This window comes from Streptomyces sp. NPDC030820 (genome assembly GCF_055572075.1).
Genome location: NZ_JBVIEB010000017.1, coordinates 48,799 through 66,085, shown reverse-complemented (window position 1 = coordinate 66,085; position 17,287 = coordinate 48,799). Strand labels below are relative to the sequence as shown.

Here is a 17,287-nt window from a genome sequence, read left to right as displayed (position 1 = left end):
GCGAGCGAGCGTGTACTCCGTTACGGTGAAACAGGAAACCGAGAGGGACACACCAGATCGTTCCCGGTTCCATCATCCGTCCGCAGTGTTCAGGGCGTGGGGCAGCCGCCGATACCGGCCGAAGGGCGCATGCCCGTCACCACGAGCGGGAATCGCGGGGCCTTCTTCACAGACACCCCAGTCAAGGCGAGAACTGGCGATGGCCCATGCACGTGCGGGCAAGCACGGCACGAAAGGAGTGTCAGCATGGTTGTGACGGACCCCCACGTACCCGTTCCGGGCAGCGAACGCAAGCCGGCCCCCGACGCCCGACGTCTGGGCCCCGTCAATCCAGCCGAGCAGGTCATGGTGAGCGTGCAGGTTCGGCGGAAGGCCGGCGCGCCGCTGACCAACCTGGCGCAACTCGGCGCCACCCGGCCGCGGGACCGACAGCGTCCGAACCGCGCCGCTCAGGCCGACGAGCATGCAGCCGAGCCCGCCGACCTCAGGCTGGTCGAGCAGTTCGCCAAGCGGTACGGGCTGAAGAAGGTGGGTTTTGTTCCGCCCCGGACGCTCCAGTTCTCCGGCACAGCCGCGCAGATGAGTGAAGCGTTCGGCACGCAGCTGAACATGTACGAGCACGAGGGTGGCACCTACCGCGGTCGGGAAGGCCACGTCAGCGTTCCGCGTCACCTGGTAGGTGTGGTGGAACGGGTGTCCGGCCTGACTACCCGTCGACTGGCCCGACCGCTGCTCCGCCAGCGGCTGAGGGATGCCACGAGCTTCCAGCCGAACAAGATCGCCCAGCTGTACGACTTCCCCTCCGGTTCCGACGGCAGTGGCGTGTGCATCGGCATCATCGAACTGGGCGGCGGACACAACCAGCAGGACCGCGACACGTTCTTCCAGGGAATCGGGCTGCCCACTCCGACCGTCGTCGACGTCTCGGTCGACGGAGCAACGAACGACTACGGCGCGGACCCGCGGGCCGACACCGAGGTAGCGCTCGACATCCAGATCCCCGGCGCCGTGGCCCCAGGCGCCACCATCGCCGTCTACTTCGCGCCCAACACCGAGCAGGGCTTCATCGACGCGATCAACACCGCGGTCTTCGACACCGACAACCATCCGTCGGTACTCTCCATCAGCTGGGGAGCGGCCGAGGACGCGGTCTGGACCGCGGCCGGCCTCAACGGCCTCGACGCGGCGTTCACCAATGCCGCCACGGCAGCCGTCTCGGTGCTCGCGGCGGCCGGCGACAACGGCAGCAACGACAGTGTTAGCGACCGGCTCGCGCACTGCGACTTCCCGGCCAGCGACCCGTTCGTGATCGCCTGTGGCGGAACCACACTGGAGACCGACTCGGTGGGACAGCCGAGCGAGGTCGTCTGGAACGACGGCTTCGGCGACGCCACCGGCGGCGGAATCAGCCTGGTATTCCCCATGCCGTCCTGGCAGACGGATGCGGGCCTGCCTGCCAACATCAACGACGGTACGACCTACGGCCGGGGCCTCCCGGACATCACCGGCGATGCCGACCCCAACACCGGCTATGACGTGGTCGTGCACGGCGACTGGACCGTGGTCGGCGGCACCAGCGCCGTCGCACCGCTGTACGCCGGTCTCTTCGCCCGCATCATCGGCCAGGTCGGCTATCCCCTCGGCTTCATCACGCCCTACCTGTACTCCGTCGGGGCCAACGGTTCGAACGTCTTCTACGACGTCACGACGGGCGACAACTCCGCAAGCCCAGCACCCGGTTATGCCGCCGGCGCGGGCTGGGACGCCTGCAGCGGCCTCGGCCGGATCGATGGGGCGCAATTGCTCAGCGTCGTCTGAGACACGACGTCGCCTTAGACACCGCAACCGTGCCGAGGCCGGGCTCCGTGAGCCCTGGCCTCGGCGCGCCCGTTCGCCCCGTGCGGCCGTCGTGCACGCCGCGGTCGAGGCGGTGATCCCCGCGGCGTTCCCACTGCGGGACCAACTGCCATGGCGGTCGGGTCCGTCGAGGGATGATGCGCTGCTGTGACGGGCGTTCGGCTGGTTCGAGCGCGGCTGGTACGGCGTCCGTCCCACTGAAGCCGGAGGGTATGCGGAGCCCGTCGAGAGGCTCAGTGATGTCCTGGCTGGTCGGGGGACGCCTGGATGCCATACCAGGAAATCTACGCATCTGGCGGGCCTGGCGCGCAGCTTGGCGATGCATCACAGTGTGGAGCCGGCCGGCGGCCCGCGGTCGTGACGACCGCGGTTGCCGGGCCTGTGGAGCAGACCTAGCGTGAAGGGGTGCGGTATTCCTGGTGATTTGCTCCATATGAAGAGACCGCATGCCTGTGACCGGTGGAGCTTCCCATGACCGCCCTCCTCACTGATCTCCTGCAGACTCTCGGACTGCTCGCCGTGCCCCCGCAGCCCGCGTCCGTGGACCTCCCGGCGGCGTCGGTGCTGCAATGGCCGATGGGCGGCGGCTCGCTCGACGAGGGCCAAGTCCGCTCCACCGACGGCTCGTTCGACCGTACGGCGGCGCCGAGGCCCCGCCTGTGCCTGTTTGCCGGACCGCGCACGACCCTCCGGCAGCTCGGTGCGCAGGCGCACGTCCTGCTCAGCACCATCTCCGCTCCCAGCCGCCCCGTGCCCGACGCGACGACCGTGACCCGTGGCCTGATCGCCTACCACGCCGACGACCTCGGCTTGGCCCATGTGCTGTCAGCCGCAGCCACCCCCGCGGACGCCGAGGCCTTCGCGAGCTGGGCTGTGGGACGCTGTCTACCCCTGCCCGTCGAGCTCGACACGGACGGCCCCACACCCCGGCTCGTCACCGACCTCGCTCTGTGGGGACAGCTCTCCCAGCAGTACGACGGGGCCTGGGACGCCCTTCTCGACTGGACGGTACGGCCCCTGCGCGTGCCCGTACCGGAGCAGGACGCGGAGTGGGCGCGGTCCCTGCTTTCGGCGGGCGCCGCCCTCACGGATGCCGCTGCCACCCTGCGGACCCGGTGGCTCACCAACCCGTCCGCCGAGGTCTACCGCGCGCTCGCCTTCCTCGCCCTGGCCGACCAGGCCCCGGCCGCCGAACGGGCCGACCTCGCCACGATGTTGGTGTCCTCCGCCTTTTCCTCGGACGAACTGGCCATGCTGGCCACGACGACGCCCGGTGCCGTCGTCCTGCGGGCGCTGTACCGGCGGCTCGCCGCCACGGCCGCCGACGGCACGCTCGACGAGGCGCGCCGTACGGCCGCGGGCGCCTCCGCCACGACACTCAACAAGGCGTTCGGCCTCAGCAGCAGCGGACCGGTCGACCTCACCCTGCAGTCACCGGCCGTCGTACCGCGCGAGCTGCCGGTCGCCGCAGCCTGGAAGGTGCGCCCCACACAGGCACACCCGGCCCGCGACGACAACGGCGAACCCGTCGGCGGCCGGCACGAACTGGTGCTGGGACGCGACTACGCGCTGGGCCGCTGGGTCACGGAGCCGATCAAGGGAACGAACTGGACCGGCCCCGACTACGTCGGCACGCCCGCGCTGAAGCACCCCCGCACCCCGTCCCTGAAGGCCGACGCGTTCCTCGCCGACCACCACGGCGAGCTCTTCGACACCGCCGACGACACCACCCGGGCCCGGCTCGAGGTGGTCGTGGCCATCGCTGACAACGAGGGGTACCTCGACGCGTCCCGGCTGCGCGACAGGGGCCTGCTCTCCTTCGGTATCCAGCAGTGGACGATGCACGTCGACAACGAACTCACCGTCCTGCTGTACGACCTCGCCCAGGAGTACCCGGACGACTACGACGCCCACTTCGGCCTGTACGGCCTCGTCGTCACCCGCACCCACGCCGCCGACACCGGGGCGACGCTCTCCGCCACCGCCGCGGAGGCCGTCCCCGGCGCGGCTCCCTCCCCGATGCCGCAGGAGGACAGCGATCACCGGCTCAGGTTCTTCGGCGGCTACCGCACCTCGGCCACCGACGTCCAGTTCCTCGACCCCGCCGACCCGACGGCGCACACCCCCTGGGCCGGACGCGGCCGTGCCGCCGGGCGCTGCTCGCTCGCCATCCGCCTGGCCCAGTACCGGACCGCCGCCCGGCGCTTCGACCGCATCAAGGCCGAGACACGCACCGTCGCCTTCAAGGTCGAGAAACGGACCCACACCATCGACCAGCTCTTCACCTCCGTGAAGGGCGCGGCCCTCCTGCTCGACGAGCACATCAACGCTCCCGGCGACATGCCCGGATTCGTGAGCGCGGCGATCGACAAGGTCACCAAGGCCAAGGTCACCCCCGCACACGACGCGCAGGGGGAGCTCACCCCGGAATGGTGCCGCGCCTTCGAGCTGGCCTATCCGACCGTGACCCACTACTGGGACCACGACCCGCGCATCGGGCGCATCGAGAAGAGGAACCTCGATGCCACGCCCGGCTCCTTCCACGGATGGTGACCCATGGACACACCCCGCACCACCGCCCTCGACGGGGCCGAACTGACCGACGGACTGCGCAGGCTGATCGCGGGCGGTCACCCCGAGGCCGTCTGGTCCGACACCGGCGACGAGGTCGTGGTCCACGCCGCCGACACGCAGGTGTCGCTCCGGGACGGGGCGCTCGTCGTCACCGTGCCGCTGGAGTGCGACGAGACCGGCCGGGGCGACGTGGTCGTCCTGCTCGCACTCGCCGGCCACGCCGAGCGGCCGGCCCTGGTCGCCGCAACCGAGGAACTCCCCACCGGAACACCGCTCCTCGTCGGCCGGTGGGGCACCGCCGTACAGGACGCGGTCTGGTCGGCCGTCCTGAGGCTCACGGCCGAACCCGTCACCGGGCTGGCCGTCACCGCCGACGGTCTCACCCTGCTCCATGACGCCGTGCTCCATGACGGCCCCTCCGACGGCATGCACGTCGCCCGCAGCACCTCCGCACCGCCCCAGGACCCCTCGTGATCACCGTCAGCGGGCTCGACCGCGAAGTCCTGGCCGTCGCGGGGGCGATCGGCCTGGTGCGCTCCGGGCAACTGGACGAGGGCTTCTTCGCCGACCCGCTCGCTCGTCTGCGGACGCTGCTCAGCGACCCCGACCAGCGGGCCGCGCTGCTGACCGCCCTCGACACGCTGCTCGAGCCCCGTCCCGAGGCAGGCCTTCCGCCTGGCATGACCCGCCATCCCCTCGTCACCGGATCGCACGGCACCATCTCCCTGTCCGTCACCCGCTCCGGACCGGCCGGATCGCCCACCGTCGTCCTCGGGCTGCACGCCACCGCCCGGCACGAGGGCACACAGGCGACGGTCGAGGTGGAGGTGCCGCTCGTCCGCGCCGAAAGCGGGGTCGACGTGGTGCTCGGCACCCCCGGGCATCCCGTGGCCGTGGGGGCGGGACTGCCCGTCGGCTGGCAGCGCCCCGACAAGCCGATCGGCCTCGACCGCATCGACCTGGCGGCGCTGATCGTGGCCGACGCGCCCGAGAACAGCCGGTTCGCCGTCACCCTCGCCGGTCTCGACGTCGGTAGCGGGCAGCCCGGCGACCTCGTGCTCGACACGGGGCAGCTCGCCGAGAGCGCCGCCCGAGCCGTCGTGGCGCTGCTGCAGGCCGCGCTCGCCCTGATCGGGCCGGGACCGGACGACGCCGTGGCCCGCCTCGTCGCGTGGCTTCCCGGCGTCCTGGGGCTCGCCGACGGCCTGACGCCGCTGCCCTTCTCCGACCTCGCCGGCGATCCGGCCGCCTTCCGCCGCTGGCTCGCCGGACTGGCCGCCACCACCACCCCGAGCGGCACGAACGGCCTCGGCACCTGGCTCGACTCCGTCGCCCAGCTCCTCGGCGGCGCCACGGTGACTCCCGCCGCGACGCCGCCCGACCGCGACCACCCCGTGGTCCTCCGGCTCGTGGACCCGACGGCCTCACCCGCCGGCCTCGGCGTCGCCGCGGAGGTGTGGCTGGAGACGCCCGCCCGGACCACCGAAGCCGAGCTGCACGCCGCCCTCGCCGTCACACTGCCCGGCCCCTTGGCGGTCATCGCCGCCCGCGCCGAACTCCTCGTCGTCCCGCTGGCCGGCACATCGCCCGCCCGGGTGCTCGGCACGGCCGAGATCGTCGTGGAGTCCACCGGTCCGCTGTGGCCGCGCACCGGCGACGACCAGGAACTGCGCGTCGGCAAGGCCCGTGCCGGCCTGCGCTACGACGGAATCCGCGTCCAGCCCGTCGTCGAACTCGACGACGTCCATCTGACGCTGCCCCATCTCGTGCAGACGCCCACCGACTTCCCGCTGCTCGATCTCACGCAGGCCCGGACCCTGGCCGCCGTCGCCCGGGACACCGTCCACACCTTCCTCACCGAGAAGGTCGGCGACGGCCCGTTCGCCGACGCCGTCATGACATTGCTCGGCCTCACCGGCACGCCCCTGCCCGACGACCTGCTCGGCGCCTTCGCCAACGACCCGGTGGGCGCCGTGCGCACCGCCCACCGCGCGGCCCTGGACGACGGCCGCTACCCCGACATGGTCCGCGCCCTGGCGACCCTGCTCGGCGCCACCGGCGACGCCGGACCCGTCCAGGTGACCGGCTCCGGAACGGCGGACGAACCCTGGCGGGTGGCCCTCACCGGTCTACCGGTGGTCAAGGACACCGAACTGACCATCGCGTTCGTGGCCTGGGACGTACCCGGCGGCGCGGACCACGAGCTCCACCTCGCACTGGCCCTCGGCGCACCGCCGGGGCCGGCCCGGCCCACCTGGTCCCTCGATGTGCGGATCGACCTCGCCGTCTTCCGTCTGCCGGCCAACGGCCCGGCCTCCACCGGCTTCCTGGGCGCCGTACGCTGCGCCACCGAACTGCTCCTGCCGCAGCCGCCGGACGCCGACGTCACCGCCGACACCCTGACCCTCGTCGCGACCTGGCGGGCCGGGGCGCCCCTGCACGTCGCCGGCCGGATCACCGGCGTGACCGTGACCGTCGACGGTACGCCGGTGGACCTGGGCACCCTGCCCTTCCCCGACGGACCCACCCCACCCGACGCCGCCGACGCATGGTGGAGCGCCGTACGCGCCCTGCTCACCCGTGCCGCCGACGCCTGGGGCGGGCCCGCCGCTTCCGCCGTCGCACGCCTGACCGGCCTGACCGGCCGCGGCTACGGCCTCCCCGGCACCTGGCCGGTCCTGAACCTGCCCACCGCCGGAGACCTCGGCTCGCTGCTGAGCAACCCCATCGGCGCCCTGCGCGCCTGGCTGGCCGCCCTTGCCGTGGCCCCGCCCGACGACGCCGGACGGGTGCCCCTGCCGACCGCCCTCGACCTGCTGCGCGACACGCTCGCCGGCACCCTGTCCACCACGCCGGACGCGCCACCGCTTCCCATGGGGCCACAGGTCGGCGGCACCGGCACCTACGACACCCCCTGGTCCGTACCGCTCACCGACGCCGCCACGCCATTGCTCGATCAGCCCGCCGACCTGCTCGTCTGGCTCGAACCCGGACCACCCGCCTCCTGGCGCGAAGCGGCCCTGGCCGCCCTGGACGACCTCCCCGGCGGAGCCCAGGCCGCCGAGGCCCTCACCGGAGCCATCCAGGGGCTCGCCGCCCACCTCGTCCCCGTACGGGAAACGCTCACCGGTCTCGATCCCGACGACCTCACCGGCGCGCTGAGCTCCCTCGCCGGCCGCCTCGAGGACACCGACGGGCTGGTACCCGCCGCCATAGACGACCTGGTCCCGCCGGGCACGGCCGTGACGGACGCCGTACGGGCCGCCCATCACCTGCTGCCCAAGCACCCGGACGCGGCAGCCGCCGTGACCGCGCACCTGACCGCTCACGCCCCGGGCGACGTGCCCGTACTGCTCCTCGCCCCGTCCTTCGCTCCCCAGGACGTCTGGTCGCAGCTGCTGACCGGTGTCCCGGCCGACCGCCAGGTGCCCGTCTCTCTGAGCGTGCCCGGCGCCAGTCCCGACACCCGAGACCTGGGCGGCGTGACCGCGGGCAGCCACTACCTGGTCGATCTGGCGGACGACGGCGCCCCCGTGCTGGACACCCTCGTCGCCCGGCTCGACCGTGTCGTCACCCGCGTCCTGACCGTCACCGCAGCGCCCGCCGTCGCGCTCGTCGCGCACTCGGTCGAAGGGCTCACCGCCCTGGCCTACTGCGCCGCCCACCCCGAGCGCTGCCGCGCCGTGGCCACCCTCGGCACCCCCTTCGCCCCCATCCCGGAGGCAGACCTGCTGAGCCCCGCCGCCGACGGTGTCCGTGCGGTGCGCACCCTGCTGCCCGACGGCCTCGGCCAGGCACCGGACGTCGACGCCGCACTCGGCCATCTCGCCACCGCGCTCGACGGCTACCGCGGTACGGCCCCGGCGCCGTACCCGGCCCAGGCCTTCGGCCGCTCCCTGCCCTCCGACCTGGATCTGCACGGAGTACCCGCGCTGGCCGTGGCCGGACGACTCGGCACACCCGTGCTCACCGCCGTCGCCCAGGCCCTCGCCGACACGGCCCGGGCCCCGGCCGCCGCCCCGCAGGACCCCACCCACCTGGGCTGGGGGCTGCGCGGCCGCCTGGACCTGGCCCAGGGCACACCGGATCCGGCCGGGGTGGAGGCGGAGCTCCACGCCCGGATCGACCTCGGCCGCGTCCCCCTGCAGCCCGGCGCCGCCGACCCGTCGCACCCGCCGCGCCGCCTCGCCGTCCGGGCCACACTGCGCCGGCCGCACGGCTGGCTGGTCGGCGGTCCCGGCGACGGCACACCGCTGGACGTCCGCATCCGTGCGGCGACGCTGCTGCTGGACAGCAGCCCGGAGGCCACCGACTTCGACGTCCGTCTCCTCGACGCCGCCGTGCGTGGCGACGGCCTGCCCTCCCTCGGCCTGGACGACCCCCGCGCGGAGCCGGCGCTGGCGGCGCTCGTCGACCGCCTCGCCGATCAGGCCACACCAGGCGCCCAGGCGGACGCGCTACTGCGGCTGCTGGCCGGCCTGGAGATCATCGGCTACGACCGCGCGAGCGCGCAGCACGCGGTCCGCGCGGACGCCGTCGCCGCCCTGCGCTTCGACCCCGCCTCCTTCCTCGCGCCCCGGCTGACCGCCCTGCTGAGCACCGACCCGGCCGTCCTGGGGCTCACGGCCGACCCACCCACCGCCGGCGCCCCACGGACCTGGCGCCGACGCCTCGGTAGCCTGCCGGCCGAGGTCGCCGTCACCGCCACACCGTGGACGGTCGCCCTGCGCACCACCGGCGACGGGCTGCCCCTCGACGGCGCTGGAGCACTGAGCCTGTCCACCGCCTACGCCCTCGGCACCGGGGAGGGCCGGGTCGAGGCGGTCGTGCGGGCTGCCGGCGTCGAGGTCGCCTGCCACGGACCGGCCGGAACGCTCGACGTACGAGCCCCGGGCGTGCTCGACCCCGTCCGGCTGCTGCCTGCCGGTGATCCGGATGCGACGAAGGACGCGCTGCTGACCGCCCTGCGCCGCACCGGCGTGGCCGCCGCCGTGTCCACGGCCCTCGCGGACGCCCTGGGCGGGCGGCTGCCCCTCACCTCGCCCGCCGGGCTGCTGACCAACCCGGGGGAGTGGCTGGCGGCCGCCGGACGGCTCGGCACCGGCGACGGCACCCTGTCCGCGGCTGCCACAGCCCGGCTGCTCGCAGCGGTCGCGCGGGCGCTGTCCCTGCCCGTCGAGCCGGACGGCGCGGTGCCGATCGCCGACGGCCTGCTCCTGTCCGCCACCGACGCACCGGGCGGCGGACTCGTCCTCGCCCTGCAGGCCGCCGGACTCTTCCTCGAAGGCGCCGCCGGGCCCACCCTCGGCGGCGAACTCACCCTCGACGTCACCGGCGCCACACGCACCGTGCGCCCCGGCGGCGCCCTCACCCTCACCGTCCCGCTCGCCTCCGACCGTCCTGCGCTGGGCATCACCGTCGGCATCGCCGCGGACGGCGCGATGCGGCTGTCGGCCGGCTTCGGCGACAGCACCCCCATCGAGCTGCTGCCGCACTTCGCCGGACTGTGGGACCTCATCGGCGGCGGCGTGCAGGCACTGCTGCCCGGCGTCCTGGACGCCCTCACCGCCCGGCTCACCGCCACCCCACCGGCCACCCCCCTCGTCACGGCAGTCCTCGACGTCGCCGACGACCTGGGCCTCTACGACCCGGCCACGCACCACTTCTCCAGCGACGCCCTGGCCACGCTGCAGAACACGGCACAGAGCGGCACACTGCACGCCCCGCCCGCCCTGGCGACCGCCGTCCGGGACCTCCTCCAGACGGTCCTGCCCGCCGCGGGCCCCGCCACCGTCACCGCGGAAGACGGCGGCGTCGCCGTCACCCTGGACCCCCTGCCGACCGGCGGACGGCTGCGCCTCGGCGCCACCCTGCCCGCCACCGGAGTCACGCCCTCCCTCGCCCTGGAACTCGCCGGAGCCCGGCTGGGCGCGCTCACCGCCGACCTGGCCGTCGCCCGGGACACGGCGGCCGACGCCCTCACCGTCGCGCTCACCGCCACCGCGGACCTGGGGGACACGCTCGGCTTCCCCTTCGTACCCACGCTCACGGCGGGCGGGCCGCCCCTGACCGTACGGCTCCAGCCGCTCGGCAAGGACGAGCCCCTCACGGTCGAACTGGCCCCCGCGCCCGGCATCACGCCCGACCCCGCCGCGCTCGGCGGACTGGTCATCGCCTGGACCGTGCCCACGGCCGCGGCCCTGGTCCTCGACGCGGCCGGAACGGCCCTGGACGCCTTCCACCTGTGGAACGGCGGCCCCACACCCCACGAGCTCCTGCGCGGTGCCGGCCTCGTCACCGACGGCCCGGACGGACGCCCCCGGCCGAAGACCGTCATGCCGTCTCCGCTGGACATCGCCCATGGCCTGCTCACCACCCTCGGACAGGCCCGCATCCCCGTCGCCGCCGCCGTGGAGCTGGGCGTGCTGACCGACGGCGACCGGATCGGCCTGCTGCTCGCGGGCACGGTGGACGTGCCGGTCGGCGACCTCACCCTGACCCTCGACCTCGGCAGGGCTCTGCTGCCCTCGTGGACGAACCCGGGGGTCGGCGTCCTGCTGCTGCGCCTGGACGGTGCCGGCCCGAGCGTCGCTCCCGGCGTGCGGCTCGGCGGCATCGGCGCACGGCTGGGCAAATCAGGCGGGCCCCTCGTGGCCGGCGGCGCACTGCGCATCGGCGCCGTCAGCGGCTACGTCCAGGCCGTGCTGGACCTCACCGCAGACCGGCCGGCGGTGGCCGAACTACACGGCGGCGTGGACATCGAGCAGATCGGACTGCCCATCGCCGGCCCGGCCGATCCCCCCAACCCCGTCGCCGCGTCCCTGCTCAAGGGCGACGACGGCGACACCCAGCCCGTGAACCCGCCGGTGGACCTGCTCGTCGCCACCGACGGCAGCGGCGCCCTCCAGGTCCTGATCCAGGGCAGGGCCGCCGAACAACCAATCATGATCGACATCCACAAGACGTACGGCCCGCTCCACATCGACCGCCTCGGACTGCGGCACACCACGTTGCCGGGGGGCGACGCCGTCGGCGCCCTCATCGACGGCGGCGTGTCCATCGCGGGACTCACCGTCCAGGCCCAGGGCCTGGAGCTGGACATCCCGCTGCGCCAGGCGGCCTCGCTGGACCAGTGGCGACTGGACCTCGCGGGGCTCGCCCTGGCCTTCTCCACCGGTCCCGTCACCATCGCCGGCGGGCTGCTGAAGGTGGTCCGCCCCGACGGCACCGTCGAGTACGACGGCGAACTGACCGTCCACGTGACGGCGTTCGGCCTGACCGCGCTCGGCGCCTACTCCAGGCCCATGGAGCCCGGCCGCGACCCGTTCACCTCGCTGTTCGCCTTCGTCGTCATCGACACGCCGCTGGGCGGCCCGCCGTACCTGTTCGTCACCGGGCTGGCCGGCGGCGCCGGCTACAACCGGCAGCTCGTGGTGCCCGCCGACCCGGCGCAGATCGCCTCCTTCCCGCTCATGGCCGCACTGCGGGACGGCGTCGGCAACGACCCGATGAGCACCCTGCACGCCATGTCCGCGGCGATGCCCGCCCGGCGCGGCAGCTACTGGATCGCGGCCGGCGTCAAGTTCACCACCTTCGAGCTGCTGCACACCGAGGCCCTGGCCTACGCGGCCCTGGACCGCGGGTTCGAGATCGGCCTCATCGGCTTGATGACGATGGCGCTGCCGGCCCCGGACACCGCCCTGGTCAACGTCGAACTCGCGCTCGCCGCCCGCTACTCCAGCAGCGAGCAGCTCCTCGCCATCCGGGCACAGCTGACCAACAACTCCTGGCTGATCTCCCGCGACTGCCAGCTCACCGGGGGCTTCGCGTTCTATGCCTGGTTCGGCGAACGCCCCCAGGTCGTGCTGACCATCGGCGGCTTCGGCCCCCTGTGGCGGCCGGCACCGGGCGATCCGCACCCGTACCCGGTGGTGCCGCCCGTGGGCTTCCACTGGTCGGTCGGCGGCGGCATCGTCGTCAAGGGCGAAACCTACTTCGCGCTCACCTCCAGCGCGCTGGCTTTCGGCGGCCGACTGGAGGCGGCCTACGAACTCGGGCCGATCCGGCTGTGGTTCATGGCCTGGCTGGACGCGCTGCTGGCCTGGGACCCGCCCCACTACGCACTCGACATCGGCGTGTCCATAGGCGTCACCTTCCAGATCACCATCGACCTGCTGTTCTGCTCGATCACCATCAGCATCAGCATCTCGCTCGGCGCCGCGCTGCTCCTCGAGGGCCCTCCGTTGCACGGCCGGGTCACGGTCGACCTCGCCATCGCCACGGTGTCCGTCGCCTTCGGTGAGCAACCGGTGGCGCCCAACTTCCTGAGCTGGGGTGACTTCGCCGTCAAGTACCTGACGAGCGGAGAGGCCCCAGAGCGAGGTGCCGGCACCAGCATCACCACCGTGGCCTCCGGGCAGCTCGCCCCGGCCGGCGGCACCTCGCCCAGCACAGGCCCGCGGCCCGACGGCAGCAGGACCGACCCCTGGCTGGTGCTGCCCGAGTTCGCGGTCGGCGCTTCCGCGAAGGCGCCGCTGGCCGTCGTCACCGTCTCGGGCCGGCCGGCAGGGCCCTTCGACGGCACGGCATACGCCGTGGCACCGGTCGGGCCGCAGGCCGGTGTCGTCCGGGCCCAGATGGACCTGCTGGTCGAGCGGCTCGCCGACACCGGTCCCGGCGGGGACACATGGGTAGCGGTGGACACCGCCGGTGCGCTCGCCTCCGTCGACACCGGGTCGTTCCCCCAGGCGGTGTGGCGCCTGCCCGGCGACGACCGCCAGCCCAAGGACATGGTCCGCGCCCAGAGCGGCGTCACCGTCACCTTCCCGGTCACACCCGCCGAGGCCACCGGCACCCTGGGTACGGTCACCGACATCCCCGTTTCGACGCTGGTGGAGGAGTCCGACCTGGTCAAGCCCCTGCCCCTGCCGGCCGCCGGGAGCCCGGCGCCGGTCACGGCGTCTCGCACGGCACCGCGCGCGCCCGCCTCCGCAGCAGGCGACACCACGCCCACCGAGAGGCCCCGGCTGCACGCCGTCGTCCCCGCGGCCCTGCCCGCACGGCCCGGGCCGGAGTTCGCCGCAGCCACCCGCGTGACGAAGCCCGGCCTGCCCCGCATCCCCCTTCCGGGCCCCGTCCCTGTACCCGGAGCACGGCTGGTGCGGCTGCCCGGCAGCGGCCGCGCCGCCACGGGTCCCAGCGCGGCCGCGGTGCGCGGGCACGCCACCGGCACCCGCCACCACACCGCGCTGCATACCGCCCCGTCCGCCACGGGCGCCCGGCAACCCGTCACCCTGGCACCCGGTGAGTTCCACGTGTGGACCGGCCCGGCCCGGGTCGACGGCACCGGCGAGGACGCGATCCGTGTGGTGTGCCTGTCGGCCACGGGCGCCGTCCTCGACGACCGCGAGGCCGCAGCAGGCGACCTCGCCTTCGACACCCCCCGGGGAACCCACCGGATCGTGCTCGGCGGCCTGGGCGTCCTCCCCGTCCCGGAGCGCGGTGCCGCACCGGGGGCGGCAGCCCTGGCAGCTGCCCCGCCGGGCGTCCGGCCCGTGGCGGGCTGGTCCGAGACGTCCACGCTCACGCAGGTCGGCGAGGCGACCGCGCTCGGCCGGGGCTGCACCGTCCTGCTGCCCCGGCCGGTACCGCCGGCCGCGCCCGCCCCCGTCGAGCGGCAGGTGACAGCGCACCGGTTGCTGGCCGGCCTGCCCGGCGTCGAGACCCTGTTGCCCGCGAGCGTGGACGTCGTGATCGTGCTGGTGGACCGCAGGGACCACGCGGGCCCCGACGACCTCGTGGTGTCCGTGCGAGAAGGCGCCCTCGGCGCACCCACCGACGTGGCCATGGACGGCCGGCTGGCCCGCGTCCACCCAGTCGTCCGCCGCCCGCACGGCGGTCACCTGGCCGTCTCCGTGGCGTCGGCGCACGCCTGGCAGGTGGCAGGCGTGGCCGCGGCCGCGGGAACGGTCCGTGCCTGGACCGAGCGGCTGGCCGCCGACCCGTACGCCCCCCTGATCGCCGCAGGCCCTCTGCCGACCTGCGACAGGGCGGCGTACGTCCTCACGGCACCCACGCGGCCCCGAGCACCGGAGGAAACATGAGCGACATCCCCCCGCCCGGCTCGATGCAGCTCCACGACCAGGTGGCCCCCGTCGTGCAGGGCGGAGTGCACCGGATCACCACCACGGTGTCCTTCCAGGGGGCCCCCGGCGGCGGCCCTCTGACACACCACGACTTCTTCGAGGTCGGCGGCAGCGCCGTCGCCCTGTCGGCCACCGAAGTCCTCGCCACCCACCCGCCGCGCGACGCGACCGGACACTTCGCCGACGAACTGCCGCACATCGTGCTGTCCCGGCGCACCCTGCCGTGGGAGCGCGCCATCCTGCCCGGACTCGACGAACCCTTCGCCCAGCCTCCGGAGGACGACCCACAGCGCGCGCCCTGGCTGGCGCTGGCGGTCTTCCGCGCGGACGAGGCCGTCCTGGAAAGCGGCGTGCGGCTCGCCGAGGCCGTGGGGGAGGAGGCGGCCGAGGCGTTCGCGGCCGACGGGGCCGCGGTGGGCGCGACCGTCGACGCCATCCGCGTCCACGACCCCGAGCTGCTGCGGCGCATCCTGCCCACGGCACGTGAGGCGCGGCTGCTCGCCCACGTACGCCGGGTCAACACCGCCGACAGCACCCTGGACATGGCCGACGACGACGGATGGCTCGCGGTGGTCGTGGCCAATCGGCTGCCGCGCCCCGATGCCGGCGGGCCGGTGCGTTACCTGGCCTGCCTGGTGTCACTCGAGCACCGAGCCGACATCTACGGTCACGGCACCCCCTTCCCCGGACTGCTGTGCCTGTATTCCTGGGCCTTCACCACAGACGTCGGCGGCGACTTCGCCACCCTCGCCCGCGAGCTCGACACGGGCCTGCTGGGCGGCGAGCCCCAGGCCGACGCCTCGGGCCGCGTCACCCTGCAACGCACCGACCGGGCAGGGCAGTCGCGCCAGGTCACCTACCGCGGACCGCTCGCCCCCGTGGCAGGCGCGGTGCCGGAGGAGGCGGGCGACATCTCGTACGCGGCTGCCCGCGACCTGGGGCGGCTGCTGGGGGCCGCGGACCCCACGGTCACCCGGGAGCTCGTGGAGTGGCACCGGTCGGCAGCGCTGAGCCGTACGCAGGAGATCCAGCACGCCCCGGTGCGTGAGGCCCTGGCATCGGCGCGCGGCGCGTGTCCCTTGGTGGCGCCCGAATCCCCGGCCATCCCGGAGGGCTCCGCCGCGGCCGCGCCGCCTGCGCATGCGCGGATCGCGCTGAGCACGGTCGAGGTGCTGCTCGAGCGCCTGAACCCGCCCGCTCCGGCGCGTCCCCGAGCCATGGCCGTGTCCGTGCCGGCCGTCGGTGCCGCACCAGGTGCGGGCTTTGCGCATGACGGATCCGGCGCGGCGTCGACCAGCGGGACTGCGCCCCGGGACGCGGACGGCGCGGACGTGACGGGGGCGCGCGACAGTGGCGTCCCCGAGGAGGACGCGAGGCCCACGGCGCAGCCGGAGCGCACGCGCGGCACGGCCGGGCCGGAGGCGGCCGGGGCGACCGCGCCGGACGACGCGGACCTCGGGGCACGCCTTGCCCGGCTGGCGACCGGACGCCGGGCTGCCGTCGTCGAGGAGGAGACGTCATGAGCGGACCCCTGCTGGCCCAGCACGGCGCCGACCTGCTGAAGGCCCTGCTTCCCCCGGATAATCCGGCGAATCCCGTGGAACGGGCGGTCCCGACAACCGCGAAGCGGGGCGCCCCGCCGACCGGGGCCCCGCATGCCGCCGACGTGCCGCCCGACCCGCCCCTGCCGGTGCACGTCGCCGACTTCCTCGTCCAGTTGCGTCTGCTGCACGGGCTGCCATTCGGCTACCTCGTCCCCGACGAGCAACTGCTGCCCCCGGAATCGATACGCTACTTTCTCGTCGACGAGGCATGGCTCGACGCCGCCGCCGAGGGGGTGCTCGCGGTTGGCGCCTCCGGGAGCCGCGACACCGTGCGAGTCAGCGTCCTGATGCCGCGGCTGCACCAGGCCGTACGGTCCGCGGTGCCGTTGGCCGCCCAGGTGCGCCGGCGCACCCTGGACCGCGGGGATCTGGCGGCCGCCGTCCGCGAGGCGCTCGGCCATGTCCCCGCCATGAAGTCCCCGGGCAACGGCTCCTCCGAGGCAGACGCCGAGGCCCTGGCGAGCGATGCCCCGAGTCGGAACGCCGCCGCCGCACACGGCTCCGGCGCGGACGCCCTCGCCGACGGCGCGCCGGACGCTGCCGTGCCGCCCCGGTGCGGCTTCCTTCTGCGCAGCGCCCTCGTGTCGGGCTGGCCCGGGCTGTCGGTGCGGGCGTTCACCCGCGCGGACCTCCCCGACCAGACCGACCCCTCGAACGTGCCTGCCGACCAGGTGGTGCCGGTGCTGCGCATGGAACAGCTCTCGCCCTCGGTGCTGCTCGTCCTGTTCGCGGCGCCGCCCGCGCTCGTCTGGCTGGAGGAGCCGCACCACGGCATCCAGCTCGGCATCGACCCCGGCGGGCACGTCAGCGTGGTGGGGCCCGACGGCCGCGAGATCCCCGGCCCGGGTGGCCAGGGAGTGGTGACCGCCGACGTGCCGATGCGGAGCGGTTCGGCGGACCTGGGAGTCGTGGACGTGGCGCATCTGGTCGACAACCTGGCGGGCGCCGCAGACGCGCATCCGGACGCGGCGCCCCAGGGCGGATCCGCCGCCCTGGCCCTGCAGTTGCTGCGCCCGCCGTTCCGCCAGCGCTTCGCCCAGGTCCATTAGGTCCTGTCGTCGCGCTCCCGCCTGCCACAGACGGGAGCGCGACGACAGGACCTGGCTC

At 74.3% G+C, this 17,287-nt stretch carries 6 protein-coding genes; all 6 read left to right on the top strand.

Annotation, left to right across the window (positions count from 1 at the left end):
• Nucleotides 1–246: 246 nt before the first annotated feature.
• The 6 genes from ACZ418_RS35840 to ACZ418_RS35815 all read left to right on the top strand — a co-directional run bounded on the left by ACZ418_RS35840 (nucleotide 247) and on the right by ACZ418_RS35815 (nucleotide 17,229).
• Nucleotides 247–1,818 carry a S53 family peptidase gene (locus ACZ418_RS35840; protein ID WP_468371354.1) on the top strand — a complete coding sequence of 524 codons (1,572 nt, stop codon included), beginning with the start codon at nucleotides 247–249 and terminating at the stop codon, nucleotides 1,816–1,818.
• A gap of 510 nt (nucleotides 1,819–2,328) precedes the next feature.
• Nucleotides 2,329–4,410, top strand: a complete 2,082-nt coding sequence (locus ACZ418_RS35835; protein ID WP_468371352.1) for a hypothetical protein — start codon at nucleotides 2,329–2,331, stop codon at nucleotides 4,408–4,410.
• Nucleotides 4,411–4,413: 3 nt separating this feature from the next.
• Complete coding sequence (locus ACZ418_RS35830) at nucleotides 4,414–4,905, top strand: hypothetical protein (RefSeq protein WP_468371351.1); 492 nt, start codon at nucleotides 4,414–4,416, stop codon at nucleotides 4,903–4,905.
• Nucleotides 4,902–14,534 (top strand): DUF6603 domain-containing protein, encoded by a 9,633-nt coding sequence (locus ACZ418_RS35825; protein ID WP_468371349.1) that lies wholly within the window; start codon nucleotides 4,902–4,904, stop codon nucleotides 14,532–14,534. Before ACZ418_RS35830 ends, ACZ418_RS35825 begins: the two co-directional genes overlap by 4 nt.
• Nucleotides 14,531–16,099, top strand: a complete 1,569-nt coding sequence (locus ACZ418_RS35820) for a hypothetical protein (protein ID WP_468371347.1) — start codon at nucleotides 14,531–14,533, stop codon at nucleotides 16,097–16,099. The genes ACZ418_RS35825 and ACZ418_RS35820 overlap by 4 nt, the downstream gene beginning before the upstream one ends.
• Nucleotides 16,096–17,229 (top strand): hypothetical protein, encoded by a 1,134-nt coding sequence (locus ACZ418_RS35815; protein ID WP_468371346.1) that lies wholly within the window; start codon nucleotides 16,096–16,098, stop codon nucleotides 17,227–17,229. The genes ACZ418_RS35820 and ACZ418_RS35815 overlap by 4 nt, the downstream gene beginning before the upstream one ends.
• Nucleotides 17,230–17,287 lie beyond the last annotated feature (58 nt).